14 protein-coding genes and 1 tRNA gene are annotated in these 15,285 nt (G+C 66.8%); 7 read left to right on the top strand and 8 right to left on the bottom strand.

Annotation, left to right across the window (positions count from 1 at the left end):
• Positions 1–262 precede the first annotated feature (262 nt).
• Positions 263–1,279 (top strand): Acg family FMN-binding oxidoreductase, encoded by a 1,017-nt coding sequence (locus ACZ6SF_RS22825; RefSeq protein WP_466064258.1) that lies wholly within the window; start codon positions 263–265, stop codon positions 1,277–1,279.
• On the opposite strand, the gene ACZ6SF_RS22820 is transcribed toward ACZ6SF_RS22825, so the two are convergent.
• Complete coding sequence (locus tag ACZ6SF_RS22820) at positions 1,273–2,199, bottom strand: D-isomer specific 2-hydroxyacid dehydrogenase family protein (protein ID WP_466064257.1); 927 nt, start codon at positions 2,197–2,199, stop codon at positions 1,273–1,275. The two genes, ACZ6SF_RS22825 and ACZ6SF_RS22820, sit on opposite strands and share 7 nt — an antisense overlap.
• A 109-nt stretch (positions 2,200–2,308) precedes the next feature.
• A complete protein-coding gene (locus ACZ6SF_RS22815; protein ID WP_466064255.1) occupies positions 2,309–3,124 on the bottom strand; it encodes an SDR family oxidoreductase in 816 nt (271 codons plus the stop codon).
• Positions 3,125–3,291: 167 nt separating this feature from the next.
• Between ACZ6SF_RS22815 and ACZ6SF_RS22810 the strand changes: the two genes are divergently transcribed.
• Positions 3,292–3,376: transfer RNA gene (locus ACZ6SF_RS22810), tRNA-Leu, on the top strand.
• A gap of 479 nt (positions 3,377–3,855) precedes the next feature.
• Here the strand turns inward: ACZ6SF_RS22810 and ACZ6SF_RS22805 are convergent.
• From ACZ6SF_RS22805 to ACZ6SF_RS22790, 4 genes are all read right to left on the bottom strand, one after another.
• Positions 3,856–4,116, bottom strand: coding sequence for a hypothetical protein (locus ACZ6SF_RS22805; protein ID WP_466064254.1), 261 nt, complete (start codon positions 4,114–4,116; stop codon positions 3,856–3,858).
• Positions 4,116–4,919, bottom strand: coding sequence for a hypothetical protein (locus ACZ6SF_RS22800; protein WP_466064252.1), 804 nt, complete (start codon positions 4,917–4,919; stop codon positions 4,116–4,118). The genes ACZ6SF_RS22805 and ACZ6SF_RS22800 overlap by 1 nt, the downstream gene beginning before the upstream one ends.
• A 236-nt stretch (positions 4,920–5,155) precedes the next feature.
• Complete coding sequence (locus ACZ6SF_RS22795; protein WP_466064251.1) at positions 5,156–6,241, bottom strand: NAD(P)H-dependent amine dehydrogenase family protein; 1,086 nt, start codon at positions 6,239–6,241, stop codon at positions 5,156–5,158.
• A 53-nt stretch (positions 6,242–6,294) separates the two neighbouring features.
• Positions 6,295–7,350: a Rieske 2Fe-2S domain-containing protein gene (locus ACZ6SF_RS22790; RefSeq protein WP_466064249.1), complete on the bottom strand. Its 1,056-nt coding sequence runs from the start codon at positions 7,348–7,350 to the stop codon at positions 6,295–6,297.
• 162 nt (positions 7,351–7,512) lie between these two features.
• On the opposite strand from ACZ6SF_RS22790, the gene ACZ6SF_RS22785 reads away from it, so the two are divergent.
• A complete protein-coding gene (locus ACZ6SF_RS22785) occupies positions 7,513–8,169 on the top strand; it encodes a TetR/AcrR family transcriptional regulator (protein WP_466064247.1) in 657 nt (218 codons plus the stop codon).
• A gap of 8 nt (positions 8,170–8,177) precedes the next feature.
• On the opposite strand, the gene ACZ6SF_RS22780 is transcribed toward ACZ6SF_RS22785, so the two are convergent.
• A complete protein-coding gene (locus tag ACZ6SF_RS22780; RefSeq protein ID WP_466064246.1) occupies positions 8,178–9,713 on the bottom strand; it encodes an aldehyde dehydrogenase family protein in 1,536 nt (511 codons plus the stop codon).
• Between the two features lie 471 nt (positions 9,714–10,184).
• Here ACZ6SF_RS22780 and ACZ6SF_RS22775 point away from each other — a divergent pair, with 471 nt between their 5' ends.
• On the top strand, positions 10,185–11,387 hold the full coding sequence (locus ACZ6SF_RS22775; RefSeq protein ID WP_466064244.1) for a hypothetical protein: 1,203 nt from the start codon (positions 10,185–10,187) through the stop codon (positions 11,385–11,387).
• A 98-nt stretch (positions 11,388–11,485) separates the two neighbouring features.
• Here ACZ6SF_RS22775 and ACZ6SF_RS22770 read toward each other — a convergent pair whose 3' ends face one another.
• Entirely contained in the window at positions 11,486–12,442 is a 957-nt protein-coding gene (locus ACZ6SF_RS22770; RefSeq protein WP_466064243.1) for an SDR family NAD(P)-dependent oxidoreductase, read from the bottom strand.
• Positions 12,443–12,615: 173 nt separating this feature from the next.
• Here ACZ6SF_RS22770 and ACZ6SF_RS22765 point away from each other — a divergent pair, with 173 nt between their 5' ends.
• From ACZ6SF_RS22765 to ACZ6SF_RS22755, 3 genes are all read left to right on the top strand, one after another.
• Positions 12,616–13,272, top strand: coding sequence for a TetR/AcrR family transcriptional regulator (locus ACZ6SF_RS22765; protein WP_466064241.1), 657 nt, complete (start codon positions 12,616–12,618; stop codon positions 13,270–13,272).
• Between the two features lie 137 nt (positions 13,273–13,409).
• Positions 13,410–14,327, top strand: coding sequence for an alpha/beta hydrolase (locus ACZ6SF_RS22760; RefSeq protein ID WP_466064239.1), 918 nt, complete (start codon positions 13,410–13,412; stop codon positions 14,325–14,327).
• Positions 14,328–14,353: 26 nt separating this feature from the next.
• Positions 14,354–15,262 carry an alpha/beta fold hydrolase gene (locus ACZ6SF_RS22755; protein ID WP_466064238.1) on the top strand — a complete coding sequence of 303 codons (909 nt, stop codon included), beginning with the start codon at positions 14,354–14,356 and terminating at the stop codon, positions 15,260–15,262.
• Positions 15,263–15,285 lie beyond the last annotated feature (23 nt).

Below are 15,285 nucleotides of genomic sequence, written 5' to 3'. Positions count from 1 at the left end.
GGATTCAGCCCTGCGCGGGCGGCGGAATCGGCCGGAACCGTTGATGTTTCGGCATTCGCTCGCCCGCCTCCGTCCGGGTGCGCCCGGACGGATTCGTCCCGATACCTGTCGAACCGGCGTCAGGCTGTCTACCCTGGTCATCACCATGTCGGTCGCCGCCCGGGTGGGTTGTGCGGAGGCGGCGCCGATACCACTCCGTTACGGAGGCCTGCCAGTAGTGGCGTGCGCGCCGCTTTCAGACGTCACCGGAAGGATTCATGTCATGAGCTGCGTGGTCCCCGATCGTGAGGCCACCGATGCCGCTCTGGGGCTTGCGGTCCGCGCCCCCTCGGTCCACAACACCCAGCCCTGGCGGTGGCGAACCACGCCGTCCGGGATCGAGCTGTTCGCCGATACCGCGCGTCACCTCCCCGCCACCGACCCCTACCGCCGGTCGCTGACCGTGAGCTGCGGGGCCACCCTGCACCACCTGCGTGTGGCGCTGGCCGCCACGGGCTGGGCGAGCACCGTCGACTACCTGCCCGACCCCGCCGACCCGACGCATCTGGCCACCGTCTCCACCACCCGGCGGCCGCCCACCGACGACGAGATCGAGATGGCCGCGGCCATCCTGCTGCGGCGCACCGATCGCCGGCACTACATTCCGCGCCCGATCCCGGTCGGGCATATCCGCTCCATCGCGTCCCGGGTATCGGCCTGCGGCGCCGCGGTCCGTCAGGTGCCCGACCAATTCCTGCCCCGGCTGGCGACGCCGATGCGCAGATCCGCCGCCCAGCACGCCACCGACCGGGCCTACCAGGACGAGATCGCCCGCTGGAGCGGCCCCGACCGGGTGTCCGACGGCGTCCCGTCCCGGAACGCGCCCGCCCCCTTCCGGGCGGGTGAGATACCGGTGCGCTCCTTCGCCGAACCGGCCCTGCGCGACCCGAGCGACCGCCCCGACGCCGCCCAATGGCTGGTGATCGGGACCGCCCACGACGACAGGCTCGCCCAGCTGCGCGCCGGCGAAGCGGTCAGCACGCTGCTGCTCACCGCCACCGGTCTCGGCCTGGCCACCAGCCTGCAGACCGAACCGCTGGGCCTGCCCGATTCGCGGCGCGAGATCCGCACCGGGCTGCTCCACGACTGCGCCTACCCGCAGGCCATGGTCCGGATCGGCTGGAGCCCGCCCAGTGCCGCCCCGCTGGCCGAGACACCGCGGCGGCCCGTCGAGGAGATCCTCGAGGTCTGCACGCGCCAGCCCGTCGGCGCCGGGGCCGAAGCCGGTTCGGTTCAGTAACCCCGGCCGGTCTCGACCAGGGCCAGCAGCGGCCGCCCCGCGGCGAAACGGGCCACGTTCTCCGCCACATGGTCGGCCAGGAACCCGGCGAGCCCCGTGCCCGGGTTGGCCAGGTGCGGTGTCACGAGCGCGTTGGGCAGCGTCCACAGCGGATGGCCGTCGGGCAGCGGTTCCGGATCGGTCACATCCAGCGCCGCCCCGCCGATCGAACCGGCCCGCAGCGCGGCCACCAGAGCGTCGGTGTCGATCAGCGACCCCCGCGCGATATTCACCACCCACGCAGTCGGTTTCATGGCCGCCAGCGCGCCGGAGTCCACCAGCCGCGCGGTTTCCGCCGTGGCCGGCGCGGCCACCACGAAATGATCGGCGCGTGACCAGAGTTCGGCGGTCCGCTCCGCGCCCACGGTTTCCGCCGCACCCGGAACCGGCGTGCCGGACCTGGTTACCGCCAGCACCTCGGCGCCGAACGCGGTGAGTAACGGGATCATCGCCCGCCCGATACCGCCGCAGCCGATGATGGCCACCGTGGCGCCGTGCAGCGTCCCGACCTCCGGATCGAACTCCGCCTTTCGCCAGGAGGTCGCCCGCGCCTGCCCCGGCAGCGCCCGCACCCCGGCCAGCAGCAGCATCACCGCGTGTTCGGCCACATTCCGCGCATAGGCGCCCGCCGCCGACGTCCACACCCGTCGTTCGTCCACGATCCCCGTCGCGAACCACCGTTCGATCCCGGCGCTGGGCAACTGCACCCACCGGACCGCGTCCGGCAGCCGCTCCGGAAACGTATCCGGCCCGGCGGCCCACACCACCGCCTCCGCCCGATCGAGCGGTACCAGCACCCCGCCCGCGCGTTCGATGCCCCGCGCGAGGGTCGCGTCGTGGGACGGGCCGAGATGGATTCGAGGCGCTGCGGTATCGGGCACAGTTCACTTCCTTGTCTACGAAAACCGGCGTGCGGACGCCGCGCTGCCATCGGCCGCGGACCCCGTCGTCCGCGCCGCGGCATCAGTTCACCGGAGGTTACCGGCCGGATCAGGCCGAGGCCGCGGCACGCACCCCGGCGACCACCCCACCGTCGACCAGCAGATCCACACCCGTGATGAAACTCGACGACGGTCCGAGCAGGAAGGCCGCCGCATCCGCGATATCGTCCGGAGTCCCGAGTCGCCCGGTCCCCGACATCTCCACCATCGCACGCATCCCCGCGCCCGATTCACCCGCCAGCTCCGCACGCCCCATCGGCGTCGAGATGACCCCCGGACTGATCGAATTGACCCGCGCCCCACGCCGCCCCCAGGCACCCGCCGCCGCCTGCACCCGCGCGATATTCCCGCGCTTGGCCAGCGCATAAGCGAGCCCCGGATGCGCATCGCGATCGAGAAACGGCAGCGACAGCAACTCCCCGGCCGGCGTCGCCGCCAGCGCCGCCACCTGATCATCCGGCAACGGCGCCAGATGCGCCGCCATACTCGCGATCACCACCCCCGCACCGCCCTCGGCCACGACCTCCCCGAACGCGTCCAGCACCAGCGCCGTCCCCAGCAGATCGACCTCCAGCACCGCATCCGTCGGCGCCTGCGTCGGCGACACCCCCGCGGTATGCGCGACCTGCGTCACCCGCCCCAGCCCCGCCGCCGCCTCGGCCAGCGCCCCCACCGATCCGGCATCCGACACATCGACCTGCCGCCCGGTCACGTCGTGCCCTTCCCCCGTCAGCACCTCGACCACCGAGTCCAGATTGCCCTTGTCGTAATCGGCGAGCAGCAGCCGCCGCCCACCCCCGATACGGCGCGCGATGGCCCGCCCCATACCGCCGACCCCGATAACCACCGCCACATCGCGTCCCACCGGGCACTCCTCACCACATCGGTCACCTTGCGCATCACAATCTACCGACCGGTCGACCGGTCGAGGTCCGAACGCTCGACAGCCACCCTCGGTATGTTCGATATCCGCAGGTGGACCCCGCGATTTTGCCCCCGTGGCACGATCCGATACTCTTGCGGAGCACACCGGTCCGGGTGGCGGAATGGCAGACGCGCTAGCTTGAGGTGCTAGTGCCCTTTATCGGGCGTGGGGGTTCAAGTCCCCCTCCGGACACAAATCTCATTCTTTCTACCTGCTGTTATTCGGTGTACGTATCAACTGCTCGAGTCGTATGCGCAGGTAAGCGGCGTGGGGGTTCAAGTCGGGTCCAGCTGAGGCAGTCCTGAGGATCAGTTCCTCTCGCAGAGCACTGTATCCAGCAGGATCGCGTGCTCAACGTCCCGAAAAGGTGTTAGGCGTACCGGCGCAGTCCATGCACCAATGGATTGATTGGCTCCTGCTCAGGCCGGGTGGGGCTTCGTGAGGCCGTGCCCGAACGGACCTGGCGCCGCAAGCAGGCACGTGCTCGAGCGGGTCCCGGTGGTCGGGCCGTGGCCTCGGCCGGCACGCGAGAAGGCCCGCGAGGCGGTCCGTCGGCACGTGTTGGTGCATCCGGCGTGGGGCCCCGCAAGGGTGTGGGCGATGTGCCGCTGCCCCCGGCACCGAACGGCCCCAGGTCATGCGTGGCCGCACACGGCTGCCGTGGACCGGCGTCACTGCTCGAGGGCCGCCGCGGCGATGGGGATGTCGGCGTAGGTGAGGAGGCCGGGTGCGGCTGCGACGACGTGGCGAACGGCGTTGACCGCGGGCATGGCGGTGATGGCCATGCCGATGCCGTGCATATCGTCGACGGTCAGGGTCTCGAGCGGTTGGTCGGGCAGGATGCCGAGGTCGAGCGTAATATTCGGCGTGCCGTCGACCTCGATCCGATAGCCGTGGCCGACAGGCATGGGTGGGTCGAGTTCGGAGTCCATCACCCATCGCTGGTGCGGTTCGATGATTTCGCGTTCGTTCGCGATGCCGATGAAACGGAGGTCGATTCCGGCGACACCCCCGCGCGCGATATGGCGCCCGGGCAGGGAAGGTCCTTCGTCGCGGCGGCGAACTCGACCCGGCAGTCGACCGAGTCGAGTGGGATGCCCAGGCAATCGGCCACCACGTGAACACCATCCTCGAACACGGCGACTGCCGCGCGGATATCTTCGGCGTGTCCGGGATCGTCGACCGGTCGCCCCCAGCCGAGGCCGTCCATATTGGAATCGGCGGCGAAATGACTGATATCGACGGACTCGACCGATCGTATATGCCGAATCCGGGAACAGGCTCCTGTCGCCACGACCGCGAGCAGTTGTGTGAATCCTGGATTCATCCCGGTGCCGAGGATGCTCGCGCCGCCTTCGGCAGCCGCGGCGCCGAGCCGTTCGATATAGCCGGGTTTGCAGTGCCCGGTGAGGAATTCGGCGGTGGTGACGACGTTGACGCCTGCGCGCAGCAGACGCTCGAGCAATTCGATATCCGGTCGCAACGGTGTGTAGACGACGCAATCCGGTTTCAGCGCCAGCAGGGTGTCGATGTCATCGGTGGCCGCGACCCCGCACGGCTGTGTCAGACCACACAGCAGTGCCGCGTCGCGTCCGACCTTGTCGCGGCTCCAGGCGTAGCAGCCGACCAATTGCAGGTCGGGGCGTCCCAGGATGGCGGGTACCGCGGCGCGTGCGACATTGCCGGTGGTCCACTGAACGATTCGCAGCGGGTTGTCGGTCGACAGTTGGGGCATGGCAGGTCTTCCTACGTCTGAGCAGGCCGGTTCTGGACAGCCTGGGTGTCGCCTGCCGGTTCCGGTGGCTACGGCGACCTGCCGTGCTGTGTGGGTCCGGTGCGGCCGCGGGTGGTCGCGCGGCCGCACCGGGTGACCCCGGCCCCGCGATCAGCAGGAGTGCGGGGCCGGGGCGTCGTCGGAAATCGGGGTGCTCCAGCGTGCGTGGAAGCGCGAGGTGGAGCACCGGCAACCTTTCAGATCTTGAACCTCCCGGCGAAGCCGCGAAGGGGGAGATCGGCGCTGGTGATGATGCCCGGGCGCGCGGCGACGACGGACTTGATGGAGTTGAGGGCGGGCAGGCCGGTGACGGTCATTCCGATCGAGGCGAAGTTCTCCGGTTTGGACAGGTCGAATCCCTTGCGGGGGAAGATCATATGTTTGCTGTAGATGTTCGGATCGCCGGTGACCTGGGTGATGTAGCAGCCCTTGATGTCCCACGACGGATCGGTGTGCGGGGTCATCTGCCATTCGAGGTGTGTCTCCACCCGCGCTACGCCGTCGACCATGCCCTGGTATTTGATGTAGTTGGCGCCGAGTGAGCCCTTGGGCATGAAGTACCAGCCCAGGTCGACATCCTTGGTGCAGGCACCGAGTTCGTAGTCGAAAGCGACTTCGTCGAGTTCGAGGCCGAAGGCGTCGGCCATCAGATAGACGGCGTCGGCGAAGACCGCGGTGTATTTGTACAGCGAGTCGGGAATCGTCGGATCGTCTATGGGCCGGCCGTAGCCGACGGCTGTCCAGGTGTCAACGGAATGGTGGCATGAGACGTCGACCGATTCGGTGACGGTGACGTTCTCGATCTCGGCGACGTCGGCGGTGTGCACGATGCCGAGGATCTGACACAGTCCGGGATTCATTCCAGTGCCGTAGAACGTGGATTGCCCACGCTCGCAGGCGGCCGCGATGACCTCGCTGACCTTGCGGCCCGACGGGTGCGGGTGGTTGGTGTCGCGGTGGAAGCCGGTGATCCAGTCGGCGGTGGTAACCACGTCGATCCCGGCTTCGAGAACCTTCTCGTATAGGTCCTCATCGGGGAACACGCCGTGGAAGGTCAGGACGTCGGGCTTGGCGGCGATGATCTCGTCGATCGAACCGGTGGCGGTGACGCCGATCGGGTCGATTCCCACGATCTCGCCCGCGTCCCGCCCGATCTTATCGGGTGAGTAGCAGTGCAGGCCGACCAGTTCGAGGTCCGGCTGGTTCTGGATGCGGCCGATCATCTCGGTGCCGAGGTTGCCGGTTGCGACCTGGAATACCCGGATCTTGTCGGGAGTGCTCATCGGTGGCCTTTCTATCGGTTCGGAAGTGGGTTGCCCGAGGCTGGCCGGCGTGCTCAGAGCTCGGCCGGTGCGGTCACGGGTCGTACGGCGCCGCTGTGCGGTCGTTGTGGATCGGGGCCCGCGGGTCCGCCGTCGGGATAGAACTGTTCGGCCCACTTGCGCAGTGCGGTGAATCCCTGGAACTCCTTGCGCGACAATGCCGGTGGGTCGGAATAGCGCTGATGGGACCAGATCTCGACGTCGGCGTCGAACTGCTCGATCACGAAATCGGCCATCGTTTTTCCGTACTTGCTGATTTCCGGGCCGTCGTCGCCGGGTTTGCGGCCGATCCAGACGGTGAATCGGACGTCGGAGGTCTTGTCGTCGACCGGAGTGACCGCGGGCATGGTCCGGTTGTCGACCATGCCCCAGCTCTTGGTGATCGAACAGCCCAGCCCGGCGTTGATCGATTCCACGCCGCTGTTGACCTGGTCCTCGGTGATATCCGCGTCGAAGGCGATGGTGAAGTCGACATACGACACGGGCCCGGAGAAGTCGTGGCGGGTGAACTCGGGGGTGAAAGGTGTCTTGTGCACGAACTTGAAATGGGCGAAGTCGACGCCGTTCTCCATGACGTACTGCGGATGCATCTCGAGTCCCGGCCGGTAGAGCGTGGCCGCGGGCACCGGCGGGTAGTAGTCGGCGGCGGATCTGCCGTCGTCGAAGGCCGCGAACATATCCGGGACATCGAAAGAGGGTGGGCGACCGGCGCTGTCGTACCAGATCCACACTGCCTCGTTGCGTTCGACGACGGGATAGGTGCGGATGCGGCGGCCTTTGTTCGGATGTTTCTCGTAGGGGATGCAGACGTTGCGGCCCTCGCGGTTCCATTCCCAGCCGTGGAATGGGCACACCAGGTTCTCGCCTTCGACATGGCCGCCGTAGCCGAGATGTGCGCCCAGATGTTCACAGTAGGCGTCGAAGACCGCGACCTGCCCGGAGGCCGATCGCCACGCCACCATCTCACGTCCGAAGTACTTCATTTTGTGGACGGCGCCGACCGTGATCTCGGCGCACCAGGCCACTTGGAACCAGCCTGTCGGCTCCATCGACAGGGGCGGTTGTGCCATCCAGATCCTCCAGGCTTTCGAGGGCTCTCACATCAGTGCGACGGCGGGTGGTCACAACGGCCATGCGACCGGAACCCGCGGCACCATCGAAGATAGAACCCTCTATGAAAGAATGCAAGAGGGTTGTGTGAAAATTGCGGCGATGTCGGTACGATCATTCTCGTGACCGAGGTGACGGCAAACGGACGACGCGCGAACCGGCGCGGTATGCAATCACGGGAAGCGATGCTCGACGCGGCGATCACCTCTCTGGCCACGGGCGATCCTGCCGCTGTTTCGGGCAACCGCATCGCGCGCGACATCGGCGCGACCTGGGGTGTGATCAAGTACCAGTTCGGTGATATCGACGGACTGTGGGCGGCTGTGCTGCGTCATACCGCCGACAAGAGGGGCGATCTGCCCGCCGGTGTGAAAGCCGACGGTAGCCTGCGCGAACGAGTGACCGCCCTCATCGTCACCATGGCGGCGGGACTGCGCCGGCCCGAATCCCTGGCGATCGAGACTCTGCGGGCGGCGCTACCACGCGAGCATACCGAGCTCGAACGCGACTATCCGGGTACTGCCGCGGAACTGGCGTCGTGGAAACCGCGCTGGGACAAGGCATGTGAACGTACCTTCGCGGATCTGCGAGTCGATCCGGTGAAGATTCGACAAGTGGCGGCTCTGATCCCGGCTGCGATGCGCGGTATCACCTCCGAACGGAGTTTGGGCAGTTACGGCGATCTGGACGACGCGTTGACCGGACTCATCGGCGGTATCGTCGCCTATCTCGAGGAGGGCCAGGGTCACTGTGGTGACCCTGGCCCGGGCGGTGGTTGATATCCAGGTCAGGAGGTGAGCCACCGGCCGAGCTTGGTGCCGAATCCGTATCTGACCAGGTTTTCGAGGTTGCGGGCGGTGGTCTTGGTGTATGGGTATCGGACAGTGGCCTGTCCACTTCGGTACCGGTCGATGAGAACCGGCTGTGGGTGGGTGTATCCGAGGAGGGCGTCGACGCCGTGGATATGACCGACACCCGAGTCCTTGCGTCCACCTAACGGGGCTTCGGGAACGCCGTAGATGACCGCGGCGTCGTTGTGGAGGACAGATCCCGTGGTGAGCTGGGTCGCGATGCGACGTGCTGTGCGTGCATCGCGAGTGAACACCGATCCACTGAGCCCATAGCAACTGTCGTTGGCCGACCGGATCGCTTCGTTCTCGTCGTGAACCCGCGTGATCGTGACAACGGGACCGAAGGTTTCCTCGGTCATGATCTGCATGTCATGAGTGGCGTCGACGACAACAGTGGGCTGAAAGTACAAGCCTTGTCCGGTCCCCGGGGAACCGCCGACAACGATCTCGGCGCCTTTGGCCACGGCGTCTTCGAGATGGCGGGTTACCACCTCGAGTTGATGGTCCTGGAAAAGAGGGCCCATATCGGTGTCCCCGGGACCGTAGGTGACCTCGCCGGCGCGTTGCTTCACGAGTTTGATGAACTCATCGGCCACGCTGTCCACGACGTAGATTCGCTCTGTGCTCATGCAGACCTGACCGGTATTGAACATCGACAGGAACACAGCGCCCGCCGCTGCCTGCTCGAGATCGGCGTCGGCGCATACGATCATGGCGTCCTTGCCGCCCAGTTCCAGGGTGTACGGCAGTAGTCGTTGTGCGCAGGACGCCGCGATCTTTCGTCCGGTGCCGACGCTACCGGTGAAACACACCTTGTCGATGTCGGCGCCGACGAGGGCTGCTCCGGTTTCACCGTCACCGTGGAGGACTTGGACCACATCGTCGGGAACTCCGGCCTCGCGCAGGATCCGCACCACCCACTCGCCAGAGCGAGGCGTCGCCTCCGAGGGTTTGAGCAGTACGGCGTTGCCTGCCAGTAGTGCTTGTGCCAGGGGGTTGAGCGACAGCACGAAGGGTGCGTTCCACGGGCTGATCACGGCAACGACGCCGACCGGATGGTGGTGGATGTAAAGCTTTTTGGTCAGCCGCAACGACCCGTGTAACCGCTGGCGGCGCGGACGCAGGACCTGGCCGGCGTGTGCACTCCAGTAATTGAGAAAATCGCAGGAAGGGACTATCTCTACCATCATCGCCTCGGTACGAGGCTTGCCGGTCTCGCTGCGCAGAGTTCCGATGACCTCTTTACGTCGGTCGACCAGGAGCTGCACGGCAGTGCGTACGATCTTCGCGCGCTCCGCCACACTCCGTGCGGCCCAGGCGGGTTGTGCCGACCTGGCCTTCGCCACCGCCCGAGTGACCTCGGCGGTCGTGGCGACATCGAACTCGTCGATCGGGTGCCGATCGATGGGGCTGTCCAACGCGAGGCGCCGGTGGCCGCCGACGGCGGTCGGGATCGGACGGACGATAGCCATGAATTCTCCTCGATGCAGAGACGGCAACACGGTGCAGGGTCATCCGTGTCGGCCGCGGTTGCCGGGAACCGGTAGGAGGTGGTCCGCGGCGGGCGAGTTGCCCATTCGATCCCACATATCCGAGATCGGCGACTGTGTGGCCGGCTCGCCGAAATGTGCGATGTCATGAACTCGTGTCTATGTTGCCCGGCAACAGGACGTAATCATACAGAGCATGTCAATATGTATGCTCTGGTGCCGGTTGAGGGCTGCGCTGATACCGTCACACTCTGCTCATTAGGCGACCGGTTGGCGTGGTTGACCCGGCGGAGTGTCCGGCCTATGGTCATGCAGCATCCATTCTTTGGTAACTGTATGACCGGAGGGTAGGCCCTTAATCGGCTCGCGGCCGTGCGGCGCTGCCCGGATACGGCGACGCCGGCCGATCGAGATCGACCCGAGCCCGAGCCCGAAACGCCCGTGAGGTTGTCCATGAGTTCTGTTTGTTCGGCGGAAACCGCTGCATACCTGATCGCCCAGTACCTCGGATTCGACTGCGCCGACGCCAACGCGGTGATGACCGTGCGCAACCCGGTCGCCCTCGACAATTGGACTCTGCCCGTGCTCGAGCTGACGATCGTCCTCGGGGCCGTGCTCGCGCTCGTGCACGCGATCCGGCGGCTACGCCGCGACGGTGATCCGACGAACCTGGCCCTATGGGCAGGTTCAGTGATCTACCTGCTTGTTATCGAACCTCCGCTGTACTTTCCGCAATGGTTCGGCCTGCAGGAGCCGATCGGGTTCATGTTCGCCCACAATGTCTTCACCGTCGACTTCATGTGGGACCGGTTGCCGCTCTACATCGTCGCGATCTATCCGGCGTTGAGCCAGCTCGCCTACGAGATCGTGCGCGCCCTCGGTGTCTTCACTGCTCGGGGCCCGCTGGCCGGATCGGTGTGCGTGGCGCTTGTCTACCAGGCGTTCTACGAGATATTCGATCACCTGGGACCACAGCAGAAATGGTGGGCCTGGAACATCGACGCACCGTTCTTCGGCGGCACCGCCGACGACCTGGGGAATCCGGCGAACCAGCCGATGCTGGAATCGGTTCCGGTGAACAGCATCTGGTTGTTCGCATCGGTGTCCTTCGGTGTGCTCACCTACCTGGTGATGCGGCTGATCGGCGACCGTACGCGGCGCGGCCGGGCACCACGCGGCGGCTGGTCGCTGGCCTGGCGTACGACCCTCGCCGGTGTGCTCACACCACCGGCGATGGTGTTGTTCAGCATCCCCACCGCGATCTTCGGGCAAGGCACCCCGAACGTGACCGCGCAAACCGTCGTCCTCACGATCGAGATCGTCATGCTGTGGGCAGTCGGGCTCGCCATCATGATCCGCCACTGGTATCTCACCCGCTCCGTGACGTCCGAGGCCCGTGAGCGCGGCGCGCGTGGATTTCTCACCGGCTTTCCTGTCATCTACCTGCTCGTGTTCGCCGTCCTGTGGATCTCGTCGCTGCCGGACTACCTCGGTGCGGTGGACGGTGTCACCGCCGACCGCACCCCGACCGGAAGCTTGCCCTACGTGATGCTGTGCTTCGTATTCGCCACGATCGTGCTCGGTGTGGCGCTGCGACGGTCCCGGAGAGTGCCCCCGCAACTGTCGGCCGCAGGGGAGGAGGCCGGACGGTCGTAGGGGAGTGCCGGTCTGGATCTACGCCGACCTGTCCGTGCGCGACCCGCGGCCGTGTGCGCGGACCGCGGGATCGGCTGACGGTGCAGGTCGGCGGTTGTTCAGAGCGCGAAAGTGACGCCGGTGAGGTTCTCGGAGACTTTCCAGAGTCGCGTCTGGGCTTCTTCATCATGAGATCTGGCGCTGGACTCGACCAGCGTGGGGTGTCCTTTGAGCTCACCGAGCCCGCTCGGGCCCCAGTACTGTCCACCGCGGACTCGTGGATCGGTAGCGGCCAGCAACTGCGGCAGTGCGCCCATGCTGGGATCCTGACCGAGCACGGGTCCGGCAAGTTTCACCAAGGGGGCGACGGGTTTCCACACATGCCTCATCAGCTCCGAGTTGGTGAATCCCGGGTGCGCGGCCACCGCGATGGTCGGTGCGCCTGCCGCGGTGAGCCGTCGTTGCAGCTCATAGCAGAACATCAGGTTGGCCAGTTTGGATTGCGCGTACGCCGCACCGCGGTGATAGCGGTGCTCCCACTGCAGATCGTCGAAATGGATTCTGCCGCCGAGCTTGTGACCGTTGCTGCTGACCACCACGACGCGGGAGCCGTCGACCGCGGTCAGATTCTCCAGGAGGAGCCCGGTGAGGGCGAAATGGCCGAGGTGGTTGGTGCCGAATTGCAGTTCGAAGCCGTCCGAGGTGACCTGTTTGGGTGGGATCATCACGCCGGCGTTGTTGATCAAGAGGTCGATACGCGGGTAGGTCGTCCGCAGCGCGGCTGCCGCGGCGCGAACGGATTGCAGGGATCCGAGATCGAGGGGCTGCAGGGTGACATCGGCACCGGGCGATCGGTCCAGAATCCGGTCGACCGCGTTTTCGCCTTTCTGCAGGTCGCGCACCGCGAGCACGACCGTCGCCCCGCGTCCCGCGAGGACCCGGGCGGTGTCGTAGCCGAGTCCGGTGTTGGACCCTGTCACTACCGCTACGCGCCCGTGCTGGCCGGGAACCTCGTGTTCGGTCCACCTTTTCGCGCTCAAGACAGCTCCTCGCCGCGGGTGTGAACCGCGGAACATCATGTGGATACTCGGACGCGTTCATGCTCGGTCCGGCGGCGCCGCGACCACAAGGTGTTCGACCGAAGTCGATACGCGCGGGGGTCCACCTCCGCACCCTCCTGTCTCGAGCCATCGCACCGGCCTGGGAAATCGTGTGTGCAAATCAGCGGAAAATGTCTCATAGTGATCCAATGGCCGTTGATTGGCTTCTCGGTGCCGACCGCCGCAAGACCGCCGCGGACCGAATTTACGCAGCTGCGGCCGATCTGATATCCCGCCACGGATTCGATCGGCTCGATATCGACGCGGTGGCGCGCCGCGCGCACTGCTCGCGTGCCACCGTCTACCGGCATACCGGTGGCAAGGCGCACCTGCGTGAAACCGTGCTGCGTCTGGCTTCGACCAGAGTCGCCGATTCGGTGCGGCGGTCCGTCACCGGGCTCGACGGGCCCGAGCGATCCCATTCGGCGATCGTGGTGGCCCTGCGTGAACTGCGCTCCGATCCGATAGTGATGGCTTTCCTTCGTTCCCGCCACGGTGCCGAGATCGCGACGGCTCTGGCCGAATCACCGGCGTTGATCCAGGTCACCGGTGATCTTCTCGGAATTCACCACAACGACCCGCTGACCGCCACCTGGGTCATCCGGTCGGTGCTGTCGCTGATTCTGTGGCCGTGCGACTCCGGCACAGAAGATCGATTGGTGCGGACGTTTCTGCTTCCCGCGCTGCGGGAGGGAGCAGCGCCGAACGGGCACGGCGGGGGAATGTGTGGTGTGCCGCCGCGCGAGCGGCTCACTGCCGGCCCGGCGCGACCCATCCCGGAGGGCGTGGAAGAGTTCGTGAGCTGACGGTGCGGTGTGCGTCGCCCTCCGATACGCCATACATCTGAGACAATACGGATGGTCAACTGCTAGCCTGCTCCCGAGTCGATCATCGTCCGGCCCGGAGTGACGGCCGCCGGATCGATCGGGTGAAGGAGTGGTTCATGGCGCAGCGATATCCCCCCGATGCGTTCATCGGCCGTCGAGCACTCGACCCCGGACTACGGGTGGCCGGACGGCTGCTGCCCCGCGGATACGCGTTGCATCGTGGCTTGGCGCCGCAGCGCGCGGCGATGAATCTGGCGGCCACCGTGGGACGTCTTCGTGCCGTGCCGCGGATTCCGGTCTCCGCCGAGGTTTCCGTACGGGTGCATCGGCCCGCGGGATCGTCCGTTCCGGCTCCGGCGCTGCTGTGGCTCCACGGCGGCGGAACGGTGATGGGCAGGGCGGCGCAGGACGACCGCTACTGCCGCAAGCTCGCATATCTGGCCGAGGTGGCCGTGGTCTCGGTGGAGTACCGGCTCGCACCGGAGTATCCGTACCCGATCCCGCTGGAGGACTGCTACGCGGCGCTGATGTGGCTGGCCCGGCAACCCTGGGTGGACGGTTCCCGTATCGCGGTCGGCGGTGCCAGCGCCGGCGGCCATTTCGCGGCGGCGCTCGCTCAGCGCGCATATGACCGCGGGGACGTGGAGGTCGCGTCCCAGCTGCTCGTCTACCCGATGCTCGACGATCGCACCGGGACACCCGCCGACGGGCGCAAACGCCTGATGTGGACCGAATCGGACAATCGGCGCGCATGGGCGTGGTACCTGGGCGACGCCGATCCGGGCGAAGCGGTCCCCGCGCGACGGGCCGATCTGTCCGGTTTGCCGCCGGCGTGGATTGGGGTGGGGACGCTCGATCTGTTCTATGCCGAATGCCTCGAGTACGGTCGCCGTCTGCGCGCGGCAGGGGTCGCGGTGCACGAGGAGATCGCCGCCGGCGCATTCCACGCCTTCGATCAGATCGTGCCCGGTGCCCCGATCTCGCTGGCGTTCTTTGCAAGTCAATGCCGGCACCTGCGGGCGTTATCGGCCTGACAACGGCCGGGACAGGAAGTCATATCGTGCTCGACGCCGAGGTACTCGAATTCCCATTGCGCAATGTCCGGATGCGGGTGCTTTCCTGGGGACCGGCCGACGGCCGCCTCGCTCTGTGTGTGCACGGATTCCCGGACAGCGCCGACAGCTGGCGGGCCACGGGCCGTATTCTCGCGGAACGGGGGTATCGGGTGGTGGCACCGTACACGCGCGGTTACGCGCCGACATCGCTGGCCGCCGACGGCGATTATCACGCGGGTGCATTGATGTCGGACCTGCTCGAACTGCACACCGCCCTGGGCGCCCCACCGGATGCCGTCCTGATCGGCCACGATTGGGGAGCGTGGACGTGCAACGCCCTGGCTGCCCTGCCCTCGTCGCCCTTCGCCGAACATATCTCGCTCGCGCTGCCGCCGGTGCGGGCGATCGACATATCGGGTGACACGATGCGCCGGGTGCTGCGTATGGCCGTAGTGCAATGCCGGATGAGCTGGTACATCCTGTTCTTCCAGCTTCCGGTGTTCCCGCACCGGGCGTTACCGTGGGTTGTCCCGCGGCTGTGGAAGGACTGGTCGCCGCGCGGTGCCGAGGTCGGTGGGGGAGTCGCCGCGGCGCTGGCCGCGTTGCCGTCGGCGGCCCATCGTCGGGCCGCGGTCGGCTATTACCGGGCCATGTTCCGTTTCACGCCCGCGCCGGCGGTCTACCGCGACCTGCATCGGTACCGATTCGCGTTGCCCTGCCGGCCGATGCTGCTCCTGCACGGCGAGCGGGACGGCGCCATGCAGGTCGGCTATACCGATCGCCTGCTGGACGCGCTCCCGGTCGGCAGCCGCCGGGAGCTCATCGCCGGAGCCGGCCATTTCCTGCACGTGGACCGGCCCGAGGAAACGGCGGCGGCGATCCTGGCCTATCTCGACCGGGAAGGGCCGGGCTGATCCCCGCTGCTTTCCGCGGCGGG

The sequence above is a fragment of the Nocardia sp. NPDC049935 genome (genome assembly GCF_055586645.1).
Note: the sequence above shows the minus strand (reverse complement) of the source record. Positions and strands in the feature narration are given on the sequence as shown.